The sequence below is a fragment of the Pseudarthrobacter sp. MDT3-1 genome (assembly GCF_054510755.1).
This window is the reverse complement of sequence record NZ_JBTNDX010000017.1, coordinates 1-13,817: the sequence shown is the minus strand read 5'-3', so window position 1 is coordinate 13,817 and position 13,817 is coordinate 1. Positions and strand designations below refer to the sequence as shown.

Annotated in this window: 20 protein-coding genes, 1 tRNA gene and 1 pseudogene; 6 read left to right on the top strand and 16 right to left on the bottom strand. The window is 61.2% G+C overall.

The annotated features are described in order from the left end of the window. Positions 1-122: 122 nt before the first annotated feature. The 13 genes from ACX80X_RS13940 to ACX80X_RS13880 form a co-directional block, all read right to left on the bottom strand. A complete protein-coding gene (locus ACX80X_RS13940; RefSeq protein ID WP_459312384.1) occupies positions 123-335 on the bottom strand; it encodes a hypothetical protein in 213 nt (70 codons plus the stop codon). Further along, positions 325-831, bottom strand: coding sequence for a hypothetical protein (locus tag ACX80X_RS13935; RefSeq protein ID WP_459312382.1), 507 nt, complete (start codon positions 829-831; stop codon positions 325-327). Before ACX80X_RS13935 ends, ACX80X_RS13940 begins: the two co-directional genes overlap by 11 nt. Before the next feature lie 9 nt (positions 832-840). Continuing rightward, positions 841-1,062, bottom strand: a complete 222-nt coding sequence (locus ACX80X_RS13930) for a hypothetical protein (protein ID WP_459312380.1) — start codon at positions 1,060-1,062, stop codon at positions 841-843. Continuing rightward, on the bottom strand, positions 1,063-1,296 hold the full coding sequence (locus ACX80X_RS13925) for a hypothetical protein (protein ID WP_459312378.1): 234 nt from the start codon (positions 1,294-1,296) through the stop codon (positions 1,063-1,065). It lies immediately after the preceding gene. Between the two features lies 1 nt (position 1,297). Continuing rightward, positions 1,298-1,570: a hypothetical protein gene (locus ACX80X_RS13920; RefSeq protein ID WP_459312376.1), complete on the bottom strand. Its 273-nt coding sequence runs from the start codon at positions 1,568-1,570 to the stop codon at positions 1,298-1,300. Continuing rightward, positions 1,567-2,493 (bottom strand): tail fiber domain-containing protein, encoded by a 927-nt coding sequence (locus ACX80X_RS13915; protein ID WP_459312374.1) that lies wholly within the window; start codon positions 2,491-2,493, stop codon positions 1,567-1,569. Before ACX80X_RS13915 ends, ACX80X_RS13920 begins: the two co-directional genes overlap by 4 nt. A gap of 1 nt (position 2,494) precedes the next feature. Continuing rightward, the gene (locus ACX80X_RS13910; RefSeq protein ID WP_459312372.1) at positions 2,495-2,971 is read right to left on the bottom strand and encodes a GNAT family N-acetyltransferase; all 477 of its coding nucleotides are present in this window, start codon (positions 2,969-2,971) and stop codon (positions 2,495-2,497) included. Beyond that, positions 2,968-3,975 (bottom strand): hypothetical protein, encoded by a 1,008-nt coding sequence (locus ACX80X_RS13905; protein WP_459312370.1) that lies wholly within the window; start codon positions 3,973-3,975, stop codon positions 2,968-2,970. The genes ACX80X_RS13910 and ACX80X_RS13905 overlap by 4 nt, the downstream gene beginning before the upstream one ends. After that, complete coding sequence (locus tag ACX80X_RS13900; RefSeq protein ID WP_459312368.1) at positions 3,972-4,154, bottom strand: hypothetical protein; 183 nt, start codon at positions 4,152-4,154, stop codon at positions 3,972-3,974. The genes ACX80X_RS13905 and ACX80X_RS13900 overlap by 4 nt, the downstream gene beginning before the upstream one ends. A gap of 196 nt (positions 4,155-4,350) precedes the next feature. Beyond that, positions 4,351-5,112 (bottom strand): hypothetical protein, encoded by a 762-nt coding sequence (locus ACX80X_RS13895; protein WP_459312366.1) that lies wholly within the window; start codon positions 5,110-5,112, stop codon positions 4,351-4,353. A 5-nt stretch (positions 5,113-5,117) separates the two neighbouring features. Beyond that, positions 5,118-5,480: a hypothetical protein gene (locus ACX80X_RS13890; RefSeq protein WP_459312365.1), complete on the bottom strand. Its 363-nt coding sequence runs from the start codon at positions 5,478-5,480 to the stop codon at positions 5,118-5,120. Between the two features lie 10 nt (positions 5,481-5,490). Further along, a complete protein-coding gene (locus ACX80X_RS13885; protein ID WP_459312363.1) occupies positions 5,491-5,718 on the bottom strand; it encodes a hypothetical protein in 228 nt (75 codons plus the stop codon). Then, the gene (locus tag ACX80X_RS13880) at positions 5,718-5,915 is read right to left on the bottom strand and encodes a helix-turn-helix transcriptional regulator (RefSeq protein WP_459312361.1); all 198 of its coding nucleotides are present in this window, start codon (positions 5,913-5,915) and stop codon (positions 5,718-5,720) included. The genes ACX80X_RS13885 and ACX80X_RS13880 overlap by 1 nt, the downstream gene beginning before the upstream one ends. A gap of 105 nt (positions 5,916-6,020) precedes the next feature. Between ACX80X_RS13880 and ACX80X_RS13875 the strand changes: the two genes are divergently transcribed. Together ACX80X_RS13875 and ACX80X_RS13870 are read left to right on the top strand one after the other, a co-directional pair. Next, positions 6,021-6,641 carry a helix-turn-helix transcriptional regulator gene (locus tag ACX80X_RS13875; RefSeq protein WP_459312359.1) on the top strand — a complete coding sequence of 207 codons (621 nt, stop codon included), beginning with the start codon at positions 6,021-6,023 and terminating at the stop codon, positions 6,639-6,641. Next, entirely contained in the window at positions 6,616-7,725 is a 1,110-nt protein-coding gene (locus ACX80X_RS13870; RefSeq protein WP_459312357.1) for a tyrosine-type recombinase/integrase, read from the top strand. Before ACX80X_RS13875 ends, ACX80X_RS13870 begins: the two co-directional genes overlap by 26 nt. Before the next feature lie 19 nt (positions 7,726-7,744). Here the strand turns inward: ACX80X_RS13870 and ACX80X_RS13865 are convergent, their stop codons facing one another. Continuing rightward, positions 7,745-8,236: a YajQ family cyclic di-GMP-binding protein gene (locus tag ACX80X_RS13865; protein WP_104061835.1), complete on the bottom strand. Its 492-nt coding sequence runs from the start codon at positions 8,234-8,236 to the stop codon at positions 7,745-7,747. Between the two features lie 190 nt (positions 8,237-8,426). On the opposite strand from ACX80X_RS13865, the gene ACX80X_RS13860 reads away from it, so the two are divergent. Beyond that, on the top strand, positions 8,427-8,681 hold the full coding sequence (locus ACX80X_RS13860) for a hypothetical protein (protein WP_252598493.1): 255 nt from the start codon (positions 8,427-8,429) through the stop codon (positions 8,679-8,681). Positions 8,682-8,863: 182 nt separating this feature from the next. Then, positions 8,864-8,945: transfer RNA gene (locus ACX80X_RS13855), tRNA-Tyr, on the top strand. A 65-nt stretch (positions 8,946-9,010) separates the two neighbouring features. Here ACX80X_RS13855 and ACX80X_RS13850 read toward each other — a convergent pair. Next, positions 9,011-9,577 (bottom strand): annotated as a pseudogene (locus tag ACX80X_RS13850) (site-specific integrase). 39 nt (positions 9,578-9,616) lie between these two features. Here ACX80X_RS13850 and ACX80X_RS13845 point away from each other — a divergent pair. Then, positions 9,617-10,006 carry a hypothetical protein gene (locus tag ACX80X_RS13845; RefSeq protein WP_252598492.1) on the top strand — a complete coding sequence of 130 codons (390 nt, stop codon included), beginning with the start codon at positions 9,617-9,619 and terminating at the stop codon, positions 10,004-10,006. Between the two features lie 160 nt (positions 10,007-10,166). Here the strand turns inward: ACX80X_RS13845 and ACX80X_RS13840 are convergent, their stop codons facing one another. After that, positions 10,167-12,317 carry an acyltransferase family protein gene (locus ACX80X_RS13840; protein ID WP_256472807.1) on the bottom strand — a complete coding sequence of 717 codons (2,151 nt, stop codon included), beginning with the start codon at positions 12,315-12,317 and terminating at the stop codon, positions 10,167-10,169. 666 nt (positions 12,318-12,983) lie between these two features. On the opposite strand from ACX80X_RS13840, the gene ACX80X_RS13835 reads away from it, so the two are divergent. Continuing rightward, a complete protein-coding gene (locus ACX80X_RS13835) occupies positions 12,984-13,655 on the top strand; it encodes a hypothetical protein (protein WP_252598490.1) in 672 nt (223 codons plus the stop codon). Positions 13,656-13,817 lie beyond the last annotated feature (162 nt).

Genomic DNA, 13,817 nt, shown 5'->3' with positions numbered 1-13,817 from the left:
GTTGGTGTGGCTCCTACGCACCCGGTACCGTGTGGCGCTGGTGCAGTGTTCTGACTGCCCATCACTTCCGTTCTCAGCTCACCCTTGTGGACGCTGCGGTGGTGTTGACGCCTGACCATGGGTTACTGCTGGGGTGGTACGACTGCTGAGACTTTGCGGCCGTCCGGTAGCTTGGGCTCGAGGTTCATCATGACCGGGTTACCCATCCTGTCCTTGGCTGTGGGGTGCTGCACTGTGTGAATGGGCATGCATACTGTGTCCAGCGTCCCGTCCGCATTGCGCGGCATGAACGGGTAATCGCCGTTCGGTCCGGGGTCGAGTGCGTCATTTGCCATGGTTGGTCTCCAGCCATGCGGCGGCGTCTTCGTAGCTGGTGGGGATCTCGGGGCCGATGGCGTCTTCGTAGCTGGTGATGCCGTTGCGCTGGGCGAGCCGTTCGCACTGCGAGTTGAGCCATTCGGGGAACTTCACGTCAGCGATGCGCAGGTCCGGGGGTGTCGCGCCGGTGTACTCGGGCACCCGGTTGATGGAGTTCTGAGCGGCTGACCGGAGGTGGTAGCGCGCCCACCGTGAGGCGTGCCAGTTGGTGTATCCGGTGAATGCTCCGGAGAAGTCGCCGTCAGTGACGGCTTTCTCTGCGGCGGTGATGGCGGCGGCGCCGTCTTCCTCCAGCTTGGTTTCCGTTTCCTTGTAGGTCCGGAGGATTTCCTTTGACCATTCCTTTTGGGCCGCGGTTACGACGCCGGCGCGGCGCTGCCCTTCGGCCTGTTCCTGCTGGCGGCGGCTTTCGAGTTCCTGGGCGAGTTCTTCGGTGGTGAGTTTGATAGTCATGATGGTTCTCTACTTTCCGTTGGTGATCTGCTGGTGAGCGGTTTTTGCTTGGTCCAGGTAGCCGAGTGCCATATGCATGTTCGGGCTGAGCTTGATGCCTTCGGCCTGCATGCGCTGATAGTTGGCGTACTCGGCTTGGGCTGCGGGGGTCCATGACGCGGCCTTGTCTTCGAGCTGGCGGGCCTTATAGCGCTCTGCGGGGCTGGTGTGGTCGGTGCTGTCGCTGTACATTCAGTTGCTCCTTGAATTGGTGTTGCTGGTGTGGGCATCGACGGAATCAGCCAGCTGGTTGGCGAGGCGGAGAGCGGCGGCGATGGGAATAACGCCTTGGATCTTGCCTGCGCTGCGGATGACAACGGCGGGTTCCTGCTCACCGGATGGTGCCGTGAGAAGTGCCGGGTTAGCGCGGAACCTTTCGGCCTGCATCATGTTGTGCTGGTAGCTGGCAGCCTTGCTCTGGAACATGTCAGTTCTCCTGTTCGTTGTCGTTGGTGTATTGGGCGTGCTCCAGAAGGATTTGCTGTAGCTTGGCGTCGCCATCAGGGATGGAGCCAAGGAAGGAAGCGGCTAGCTCGGTGAGCGCCAGAACTAGCTGCGCCACTGATTCCCGGTCTGCGTCCGCTGCGGCTTCCTTGACTACGTGGGTGAGCGCTACCTGGTCCGTCTGGCGCACGGCGAGCGTGGCGCGGATAGCGCGGGCCCTGTCGATGGGGCGGACGTTGACGGCGGGGATGATCATGCTGTCTCCTCGATGGTGTAGGGCAGGGGTTTGGGTTCGACGTCGGGGGCGCCCGGCGCCGGCACGTTCGGAACGCTGAGACGGGGCGGGAGTGGTTCGCGGCCTTCCAGTGCCCGTATCCGGTCCTCCTGATCCCTCACGACGTCCAGCAGGGCAACGGGCAACAGTTCATAGCGGACGCCGTCCACCTTGCCGCCAAACCACTGCACCAGCTCGGGAACGTGCTCCTGCACCTGTTCCGCGATGAGGCCGTATTCGTTGGATCCGCCGGCCTTCCGGTCGTAGATCACTGGCTGAAGTTCAAGCACGCTGGCGGGGTCCAGGTTGTGGGCCCGGACGTTCTCCTTGTACGCGATGCTGGAAGTGTTGCGGCAGAGCTTCTGGTTGGCGTCCACCCACACGGCGTAATAGCTTCCGGTGCCGGCGGGCTCGGTGTTGTAAGCCCTCACTGATCCGTCGGCGTCGAGCGCGTGGGCTGCTTCCGTGGACGCTGGCACGGTGCCGCTGATGTTGGTCCCGGCGATGCTTGTGGGGTTCGATGACCAGCCGGGCTTGCCGCTGACGGTGTCCCACGTTGTGGACTGCGCTCCGAGCTGTACCCACGTCGTGCCCACAAGCACTTCCACGCCATACTGTCCAGGCGCGGAATTATCCAGCGGCCCGAACCTTGCTACGGGCGTGGTCCCGGCGGCGTTGTAGACGATGAACACGCCGTCATCGTCCATCGCTACGCCCTTGGTCCCGTTCGCCCGTAGGGAGTTCACAAAACCCTGTACGTCGATACCGCCTTGACGGGGAAGGATGCCCATGGGGGCAAAATGATTCGCGGCGCGATCCTGTTGCATCTGGCGCTTGATGTCCGCAATCTCGCGACCGATCCAGTTTTCGTCGTTCGGGGGCCTGAACTGTCCTGGCTGAGCCATTTTATTTGCTGTCCTTTTCGTTGCTGAGGTCGAGCGTGTAGCCGCGGGCTTTGAGTCCAGGGATTCTGGTGGGCTTTGCGCCTGCGGATTCGTAGAGGCGGTGAGCGGTGGGCAGGGCGTCCAGGGTTACCCCTACCAGTGCTTGCACGCCCTGGTTGCGGCATGACTGCACTACGGCTTGTACTAAGGCGGCGCCTATTCCACGCCCCTGGAACAGTGGCTCCACCGCTAGGCGTGAGACTTCCATCTGTCCCTTGCTTGCGAGCGGCCCATAGGGGGTTCCGGCGGATGCAACGGTCATGGTGCCCACGACGGCGCCGTGGAATTCCGCAACGATGACTAGCGCGGCGTTGCTGCGTGCCTTCACGTCGGCCGCCGTTTCTATCTGCGGGATACCGGCGAGGGTAAACGCGGAGGTTAGGAGGCGGGCGACTGCGGTGAAGTCCTTAGCTGTGGCGGGGCGAACTGTCGGGCTCATCGTGCGCGCCCTGCCAGGATCGCCAGGACGGGGATCATGTGCAGCGGGAAGGTGAGTTGCGTCTGTGTCGGGCCGTTGGCGATATGCAGACCCTCAGTGAATCGAAGGGACTTGATGAACTGCCGTTCCGCGTCGTTCCGGTTTTCAAACCTAATGACGGCTTCGCGCCGGCGCAGGGTGACGGCGTAGCTGATGGTGTGGGGGTGGTCTTCCGCTAGGAGTACCTGCACCTGTTCCGGCCAAAGCTGTTCCATTGCCCCGCGGAGGTCTTTGCATGATCCGGTGGTGCGTATGCCGGCGACGTTCATTACTTCCAAGAGCGTGTGCAGTTCGGTATCTACGTTCACGGTCTCTCCGGTTGCGGTCAGGAGTTCGCGGGAATCGTGGGCGGTGGTGTGTCCATTGCAGACCCGGCAATCACAGGGCGGCGGTGCAATGTTGAGTGCGTCGAGGAGCTGCTGAGTGGCGCTCAACAGAGCCACATTGCCGGATTCGCCTAGTTTCCATGCCAGGGATTCGGTGTCTACACGCTGCGCCGGATCCAGTAGTACGGCGCTGTCCGGGTCGGCTGGTTCCGTGAGCGGGGTTCCGGTGCCGGCCATGCGTGCAAGGGCGGTTTCGTAGGCTTCGCGCTGTAGCCCTGTGGGCCTGGCGGCGATGTAGGTTTCCCAGTCGGGGTATCCCGACGCGATGCGTATTTCCCTGTGAATCATGCCGGTCATGCCGGCGCATTCCTTGGGCTTGCCTAGGTCTACGGGCTCGCGGAGTCCGGCGTCGCGGCTGCGGCCGTCGTAGCCGGTAGCCTCTGGCCTGTCGAACATGTGGCAGGGGAAGGACTGATTTTCGCGTGCCACGCTTGCCCAAATGCGTTCGAAGTTGTCTTGGGTGTACCAGTCCTGGGGTGCCGGGATGTCGGCGTTGGTGGTTCGGAACGGGCATTCGATGCAAGGCTGCTTGGCGGACGGGATGAGGTTATCGTCTGAGTTGACGGGGCAGGTGTTCACAGTGCGCTCTTTCGTGAGGGGTGGATGGTGGTGGGCTCGTCGCCCGGTTCGTATATTGCGAGGCGACTCTCAGCCTCAAGAGCTCGGTTGGCCCATTTGCGGGCGTTGACGTGGGCTTCCTGCGCTTTATCGCGGAGGGTGTCGCAGAGTTCGATGTACTGCGAGCGAGTCAAATTCATGACGGCAACAGACGGGGGCTTCATGCGGCGGCCGCCCGGATCTTGTCGCATGGCGTGTAATTCAGCCACGCCTCATCCATGGAACGTGTGTAGCCGGCGGGGTAGCCGTTGTGCTCGTGGCAGTCGTCGCACGTCGCCCGGCCGGATGGAGCTGACCCGGCGCACCTGTCCGTCGAGCATGGGAGGTCATCGAACATCACGCGGCCCTCGAATCAGGAAACGCGGCCTGCCACATCACGCCCGCCTGCTTCGCCGTCACCTTGCCCTTGCCCGCGGCTACCAACTCGGCCTGTGACTTGATGCCCTCGGCGTCGATCCTCTGACGCCAGGCAATCGCCCTGGGATCAGTCGGGTAATCGGGGTCGATAGCGTTTCCCGGTTTATCACTTGAACTACTGGGGGTAACAACTACCTTCTCTAGGCCAGTCCTGTCCCTTTCGGTTTCACTTCCGCTTGGCGATTCGATACGCGATTGGGTTTTTCCCCTTGAATTGGCGGGGTTTTCGTTGCCCTGCTTCATGGCATCTTGTTCTTCACTCTGAGAAACCCCGGTTATCTCTTCGGTTTTCGATTCGCTTAGCGATTCGGTTAGCGAATGGGTTTCAAGGTTGGTGACGTCCTGGACCTGCTCCCGCGTCTTACCCTTGGGCCGGCCACCTTTGCCGCCGTTCTGTCGGTTGATCTCCTGCTGTTTGATCACGGCTTCACGGGTGCGCTGGTACTGGGCGTGGTGCCGGATCACATAAGCCGCACCAACGTCCAACCAGAAGCCCTGGTCCAGCAGCTCCCCAACAGCCTCGGGCTTCTTAGCGAACCTGCCGACGTCTTCCTTGGGGACGCACAAATCAAGCAACTTTCGGTTGCTCCATATCAGCCCGTCCGAATGCAGCCGGTAAGCCTCATCTGAGAGCACCCAGCAGTCGTCGGTAAAGTCGTCGCTGAGTTTTGTCCAAGTCATCTAGGTCAGCCCTCCGTAGCCTCAGCGGCAGCGATCTTGGAAGCAACCGCGGTTAGGTCCGCCGCGAGCTGGAGAGCCTCAGCGGGTGTGATGTTCGCGTAAGTCGGCCGCTCGTGGTCGGCCATCCACACCTCGATTGAGTGAGCGCCGCCGTTGGAGTTCCATGTCCATGCCGGTGTGATGATCCAGCGGCGGCTCATTGTCTCTGGGCCGATCCACCGAGTGTCGGACTTGGGGGCCAGGGTGTAGCCGGCGGGCGGCATGGGGATCGGGCCGAGCAACTCCAGCAGTTCCGCCGCCGTCATGCCCAGCTTCTCGGCCATGTCTGCGAGGTCTCGCACGGTGACTGGGTACTTGGTAGTGTTCATGGTGAATCTCCTAGGAATGGGCTGGTTCTTCGGCCGTGACGGACTTTGGCGAGGCGTCACGGTCTTTTTCTGTCTTCAGGGCCACCTTGCAAACCTTGGCCGGCGTCGTCCCGTTGACCCGATAGGGGTTCTTCCCGGCAACCGCGGCATCGTTCAGCGGTCCCTCATGGCTAGTGCCATGCCAGTAGCCGCTTTCCCAAGCCGCAGCCATGTCAGCTTCTGTGTAAACGGCGCTCATTAGGATGCCTCCGCGTCGAACGCGGCGTTGATCCAGTCAATGACGTCTTGCTCTCGGTACATCACGCGACCGCCGATCTTGGCGCAACGCGGGCCTCGGGCATTATGCCGAAGCCAACGCATTTGAGCCGGTGACTTACGCAGCATCTCCGCGACTTCGTCCAGGGTTAGCAGGTTCATGGCCTTTACCGTTTCCATCCGTCCTCCATCATTTCTGTTGAACTCATCCTCATTTGTGAGGATGAGACGACTGTACCACACTGGTGATGGACCACAACTCTTTTTTGTGGGAGAGTGTTGGCTATGACAAATGACGACGACGGCGGCAACGAAGACGGCATCGAACGGCGAGTGGTCGAGACACTGATCGACCTCAGAGAAGAGCGCGGATGGTCTCAGTCTGAATTGGCGCGGCGCATGGTGGACGCAGGGTGGCCCAAGTACACGCAGATGACCGTTTCCCGAACCGAAAAAGGTGACCGTCCGATTCGCCTAAATGAGGCGGAGTCACTGGCTCAAGTGTTCGACGTCGAGCTCTACAACCTGTGGTCGCCGCGCCAATTGAGGCGGCTAGGTGCAGCAACTGAGCAGGTTTCCCGCTTGGCCTCTGACTTGGAAAAACTCATTGACAGCTACTTAGACGCGCAGTTCAAACTGGCTTCCATTGCTGACCATGTAGGCCTTCCTGAGGATGAGGTCTCAATCATTGCGGCAGAACTGCTCGATACGCCAGAAACGATTGCTGCCAGAGTCCGGGCCAACGTCGAAAGGAATTTCGGGAAGATGGTTGATGAAATCAAGGGGGAGCATAGGAGCGAAAAGGAACGCATTGCGGAAGACCGATTCTGGCAGACGCCTGCATCCAAGCGCCGGCTAGTCGATTTGTTTGGGGAGCTCAATGGCAAGCATCCAAAAAAGGGATAACGGCTCCTGGCGGGCTCGGTACCGTGACGCGGCCGGGAAGGAACACGCCAGGCACTTTCCGCGGAAGATTGACGCTCAGCGCTGGCTTGATGAGGTAACAGCCTCCGTCGTCACTGGCCGGTACGTGGATCCCAAAGGCGGGAAGATCACGTTTGCCCAATGGTTCGGTCAATGGGCTGCGGGCCAGGTATGGGCCACAGGAACCAAGCTGAAAGCCGAACAGGCTCTAGCTATCGCCACATTCCGGGAACAGCAGATCCGGTCAATCCTGCCGTCCCACGTTCAGGCTTGGGTCAAGGGAATGTCCGCGAGGCTGGCGCCTGCCACCGTGAAGGTCTACTACAACATCGTCAGCTCCGCATTCCGAGCCGCGGTTACGGACAAGGTCATCGCGGAAAACCCCTGCACCGGGGCGAAGCTGCCCCGTGAGCGCCGTCGTGAAGCTGCAATGACCATTCCCACGCCGGAGCAGCTAGGGGAGGCTCTGGGGGCTGCGCCGGACTGGTTCGCACCGTTCGTCTCCGTCTGCGCCTTCGCGGGACTGCGCCTTGGCGAAGCCGCGGGCTTGCAGTTGGGTGACGTGGATTTCCTGCGCAGGACCATCAGTGTCTCCCGGCAGATCCAAGGAAGCACCAAGGCAAGCGCTGAGGTAGTCCCGCCCAAGCATGGCTCCGAGCGAGTGGTCTACGTGGCTGCTGAACTGATCCAGGTCTTAGCCCTCCACGTGCAAAACGTCGGGGTCTTCGGTGATGAACAATGGCTGTTCGGGACCGGCGGAACTTACTTCAACCGCAATTCAGCGGCCGACCGCTGGCGGGAGGTCCGCGAGGCTGCCCGCATAGGTGAGTTCACGCTTCACGACCTCCGGCACTTCTACGCCTCCGGACTCATCGCTGATGGGTGCGACGTCGTTACCGTGCAGCGCGCACTAGGCCACGCGGCGCCGTCGATCACCTTGAACACGTACTCCCACCTTTGGCCGACTGCCGAAGACAAAACGAGAACCGCAGGATCAAGGCTGATCGCTGCGGTTCTCGGGGGTTCTGCGGACTCTGTGCGGACTGGGGAAGCAACTTCCCTGTAATCACGCGGCAGAACGGCTGCTAGCTGCGGAAGTTGACGAACTGCAGGTCCGCCTCGTCAAAGTCCTTCAGCAGCGCCATGACGGACTGCAGGTCATCGCGGGACTTGGACGAGACGCGGAGTTCGTCGCCCTGGATCTGGGATTTGACGCCCTTGGGGCCCTCATCGCGGATCAGCTTGTTGATCTTCTTGGCCAGGTCCTGCTCGATGCCTTCCTTGATGGAGGCTTCGAGGCGGAATTCCTTGCCGGAGGGGTAAGGCTCGCCGGTGTCCAGGGACTTCAGGGAGATGCCGCGGCGGATCAGCTTGGACTGGAGGACGTCCAGCACGGCCAGGACGCGTTCCTCCGAGTTCGCCTTCATCAGGATCTTCTCGCCGCTGAATTCGACCTCGGCGCCGACGCCCTTGAAGTCGTAGCGCTGGACCAGTTCCTTCTGGGCCTGGTTCAGCGCGTTGGCCACTTCCTGCTTGTCCACTTTGCTTACGACGTCGAACGTTGACTCGCCTGCCATGATTCTCCTTGTGCCGGTGGTTGCCCTGACATTGGCTCTGCAGGGCGTGGATCTCTGCATTCCAGCCTAATACGGATGCCCCGGCCGTGGCTTGTTCCGCATTCACAGTTCCCTCACAGCGGACGCACTGCGGGAACGAAGCCGGACAGCGCAGAGTTGAACGAGTTGGAAGTAGGTCGAAGGGAAAGCCATGCAACACAACGCCGTCCGTTATGTCACGCGATCCACCGCCGCAGCCGCCGGCGCCGTCGCCACCGCCGCGACCTCAGTTGCCGCAGCAGCGATCGCTGCCTCCATCGTGTTCAGCCCGGTGCCGGACGCCTCGTCCCGCATGGACGGTGTGCACGCGGACTTGCTGCGGGCCGTCCAGCTGAACCAGATCACCGAGGAACAGGCCGTGAAGTTCGAGGCCAAGCTGGCCGGACGGATTCTCGGCGACGCCTAAGTCCCCGGGTTTTCCGCGGAATTGCGGGGCTTCTGGCGGCGTTTTCAGGGGTCTACCGCCTCGATTCGATTCTTCGGCAGAAGTTCTGTAAAGTTGTCTTGCCCGCGGTTACTGGAAGCGGAACGGCCCGGAAACGGACGTTCTGAACACTGCAGCCGGGGGTGATCTTCTTTTTGAAGTTCGGCAGATTACCCGAGCGGCCAAAGGGGGCTGACTGTAAATCAGCTGGCAACGCCTACGGGGGTTCGAATCCCTCATCTGCCACCGCCCCGGATTCTAGGGGAATTTAGACCCGTTCGTATCTCTTCGGAGGTGCGGGCGGGTCTTTTTTACTTCCCGGTGATCACACTTGTGAGCACACCTTGGCTTTTCTTTGACATCGGCAGCAGTGAGGACGCACCTTCCGCGGCGTTGTGGGCGGCGTCTCCCACCATGTGCGCGTACAGGTCGCGGGTGATCTGGCTGTTGCTGTGTCCCATGGTCTTGGACACAATGGCCATGTCCTGCCCCGAGGCCAGCATTAGAGACGCGTGGAGGTGGCGGAGGTCATGGAAGCGCATGTGCGGGAGGCCCAGCTTCTCCACCATCAGCTCGAAGAGTTTGGACGGGTAGCCCGGGCGGAGCTGGCTGCCGTCCTCGTACGTGAACACGCGGCCCGAGTCCTGATAGGCGTCTCCTCATGCCTCGCGTTCCTGCCCCTGCTGGAACTGCCACGTCAGAAGAGCGGCGACGGCCCGGTCTGACAGTGCGACCAGGCGGTCCTGTCCGGCATCCGTTTTGATTGTGCCCTCCACTACTTCCTTGCCTACCTGTACAAGCTGCACACAGACAACCAGGCGGCGGGCGGCAAGGTCTACGTCCTGCCAGCGGAGGCCGCACAGTTCACCGCGGCGCATACCGGAGAGGATGGCCACCTCAAACAGTTCGCCCAGCCGGTGCTCAGTGGCGGCGTCCAGGACGACCGCTCCACCTACTACTGGAAGCACGTCTACGAGCGGAACACCGAAGGACTCTACCTACCCAACGGCGCCTTCGCCTTAGCGGCAACCCTCGCCGGACTGCCGATGGACTGGTCCGCCTACAACCCCACCATCCACGCCCGGGAATCCCGCCACAACCCAATCGGGGCCCTCATGACTAATCCCCGCCGATTCAAGGACACCGCGGCCAGCGTGCCCGAGTTCAGCGCCCTTATGAACGCCCAGGTCCGAGCCACGCTGCCATGCAACGGAGGGGCCGAATGGATGGCCGAAGTCCATCGTCTCCAGCAACGGGCAGCCGAGCTGTGCCGCCCGTGCGCCCTCCTGGTATTGTGCTGCACCTAAGGCCATCACCGCTGGGGAAAGAACCGGTATCTGGGGCCAACATCTGGTCTCTGTTCATCTGGCCCTGGCTTCCTGCCGACGGGTCGAGGGCATGCTGACGCCGCCCTGTTAATAACAAAGCCGAGTCACCGGCGGCGCGCACTACGCTGCTGACGCCGCGTCAGGGAAGCAAAGCGGCCGCCTCAGCAAGAGACCGACGCAACCACAGGGCGTAGTTGGTGGAGATGTGCTGAGCATCCTTATGGGTTGCATATCCCGCGACAGCCGCGGGACAGACATCCTCCGCGCACAACCACGGAACAACGTCCACGTATTCCGCGCCACCGGCCTCGGCGACGCGCTTCTCCATCTCATTGTGTTCGGTGTCCACCGCGTAACTCCGCGGAGTGTGGCAGCGACGGACGTCGTCGGCATTCGATGTGACGCAGTCCTGGGGATCCTTTTCCGAGTACGCGATGTCCCCGATCACGACCACACGATCACTTATCGCGCTCAATGACTTTATGGTCGAGGCGAGACCCTCCTCCCAGGCGGCCTCCGTGTTTTCTTTGTCAGGGCGCCCATCCTTCTCAAGCCAAGTACCCTGGCGCTGACCCGAGATGAGGACGACGCTCGGGTGAAGTGCCTCGATCTTCGCCAGCGAGTCAGCACGGAATGCCTTGCACTCGGGATAATCACCCTTGCGCTTCGCGTTGTAGACCGAAAAGTCGGCTGGCGGACACGAGAACATCGAAAAGACTTCGAAGCGCCGCCCAAGTTCAGTGGCTGTCACGCCGAGCGGACTTTCCCACATCTGAGCGTGCGAGTCGCCATAAACCACCACTGTCTCGCCGCCGCTGGCGTCACCATAACTGCATGTGACTTTACCTGTTGGGGCATCAAGGCCCCTTATACAGGCATGTTGGTTGAAGAGGAATCTCCCAACAGGCGGCTCCGGCGGCCACCCTGCGACGTTTACGCTGTCAGCCACGGCCTTTGCCACTTCGTCAGCCGTCGGTAGGTCACTGCCAGGGGCAACTGCAAAATCGCCTACTTTGTCTGTGGGGGAAGGCTTGGGCAGGATCGACACCAGATTGCTCGTGAGGACAAGTGATAGCGCCACCAGTGCGGCGCCGAAAGCCACGCTGACTGACGGCCGGCGGGCCTTGAGCCAGTTGGAGTTCCGTACGGGCAATTCCACATACTTGAAGGTAACGACAGACAAGGCCAGCGCCACACCGACAAAGGCAAACTTGGTGGTCATCGCCAGTTCGGTCCCGAGCGATGCCGCGGGGAGGATCAGCACGGGCCAGTGCCACAGGTACAGGGAATAAGAGAGCTTGCCAAGCCATTGCAGAGGTCGACACTGCAGGAGCACTTCGGCTCCTCGCTTCGGTGTGATTGTCCCGCCGATTATCACAAGAACCGTTCCGCCAACCGGAAGAATAGCAGCGGACCCTGGGTACCTGGTGTACTCGTCCAGCGTGAGCGCTGCTGCCGCAATCGCGATGAGTCCAGACACACTCGTAACGGCAGCAAGAAAAACCGGCAGCCGCATGATCGTCGGTGTGAGCACGGCAAGAATTGCGCCAGCCGCAAGTTCCCAAGTCCTCGTCAAGGGAGAGAAGTAGGCCGCACTCGCGTTCTCCGTCGTCGCGTACACCGACCACGTAAGGGAGACTGCAATCGTGACAGCGAGGAGAACCGTCAGTCGCGTGCGTAGCGGAACTCTCCATCCGATCGCAGCGACCGCCATCATTAAGGCTGGCCATAACAGGTAGAACTGCTCTTCGATGGCCAGTGACCAATAGTGCTGTAAGGGGGATGGAGAAAGGTCGCTGGCCCAGTAGTCCGTCCCTTGTGAGGTTTCGCGAAAATTGCTGGCGAAAAGCGCGGCCCATTGCCCGTCTTCGGCGGTTCGAGCAGCACTCGTACCGCCGATCAAAGCGAAGGATGAGACTACTGTGACGGCGAGGACAAGAGTCGCGGCAGGCAGGATTCGCCGAGCCCGTCGTGCATAGAACCACAAGAGGGAGATCCGCCTACCCCGTTCAGCTTCTTTGAGCAGGAGGCCGGTGATGAGGAAGCCGGAGACCACGAAGAAGACGTCGACACCGACGTAGCCTCCTTGCAGCGCCGGCACGCCTACATGGTCCAGCACGACCAGTAGAACTGCGATCGCGCGAAGACCCTCTATGTCCGGACGGAACGTGCGTGGAACGGATGAAGAGCGATCGGCTCCCTTCGTGGCACGCTTACTCGTTAGCAGACGGCGTCGGGGTTTACGCGCGTCAAGGTGGTTTCCATTGAGCAATCCACTGGCCAGATGCATCATGTCGCCCCTTTGGCCCGACGTCTCTTACCGGCTCGTGCGGCCGACAGTAGCGCTCTTTGCGGCCAGAATCAATGCATTTCCCCGAAGATAGGCGTGCGGTCGTGAAGTGGGCAAAAATTCTTGACCTCGCCCGGCAATTTTCTCAGAAATCGGGCGCCTCCAGCTTGATGCTGACCCGACTTGCTCCCTCGATCTGCGTCGAAAGTCCGCTTCAATCCGCGCTGCTGCGGGCGTAAATACCAGTACGCTCACCCGCCCCGTGGACCGGACCCACTGAGTCCCGGTCCCTTATCGTCTGACCTATGGAAATCGTGAGCAAGTCATAAACAGTGTTCGTCGCTTGGCATCGGGAGCAACTCTTATCTCAGCCCTCGCAGCCGTCGGAGTAACCGGGTCGTCGGCGCCACCCGGAGACGCGGTTGCCAAGGGTCAGGAAGCGCAAACGCAGATCTGCGGCGGCAGCATTCAGGGGAACAGCGTTCTTACCGCGGCTCTCGCGGGCGCTGTGCAAGGGAGCAACCTCAGCCCATTGGCTCCTAATTGCAGCTGCGGCAACAAATGTCCCTTAGGGAATCCGCCAGTAAGCTGCGGACCTGGAGAGAAACGCTGCAAGGAAACCGCGTCCTGCAACTTCAATATCTCGTGCGACGGAATCGTCGTTGCGTGCTCAGCGAAGGTGCGAGTCGAGTACCTGAGCGAACGGCGGAAACCGCTGAGTCTGATACCTCGACCGGCCCGTCGTGGCTCCGCTACGACATTGGCATAGAGCCGACCCTGTCGCCAGAGTCAATTGCCATCATCGATGGGGTTATCTCCTACCTGTGCAGCGTCGTGGAGCAAGGAGCACCCAGAGCGGAATGGCGGGTCGGCTACAACCGGATCAAGTCCTACATCTGGCAGAACCACCCAGTGCTCGTGCACGACAACCAGGAGGTTCCACTGGCTGACCTGGTTCCAGGCCTTGCCCGAGGACAAGCCAGCGGGCGGCTCCCCTCAGATGATGACAGGCTGGCTCGCATGGCCGCCGCCGCCATCAAGCAGCTGAACGGTAATGACGAGGAAACAGTCGTTGAGGACGAACCGCTTATCGAGGTCGAGGACCTAGGCGAAGACGCACTCTGCGGGCGGGAGCTTGAGGTGTCTTTGCGGGAGGACATCGCCAACGAGTACTCCCGGGAGGTGGACCGGCTGGTCAGAACCCTCGCGAAGGAGGACGGGATCACCGGCGTCGTCCGCGAAGACCGCGAAGTACTCCTCGTTGCCACACCCAGCTGGGACACTGCGCAGCTTCAAGAATGGCTCACCCGATATATCGAAACCAATATCCGTAACTAGCGGCACTCTTTGGCGCGGGTGCAGGGGAGTTGACCACTCGAGGGGGAGCCTTGGCGGGCCCCTACGTGTCAGGCTGGAACGGTGCCACTGGGTCATAGCAAGTCCGCTTGATCGCGTGGGGCGAGAACCAGGAATCTAATCATTATGTCTAGTCCAGTTTTG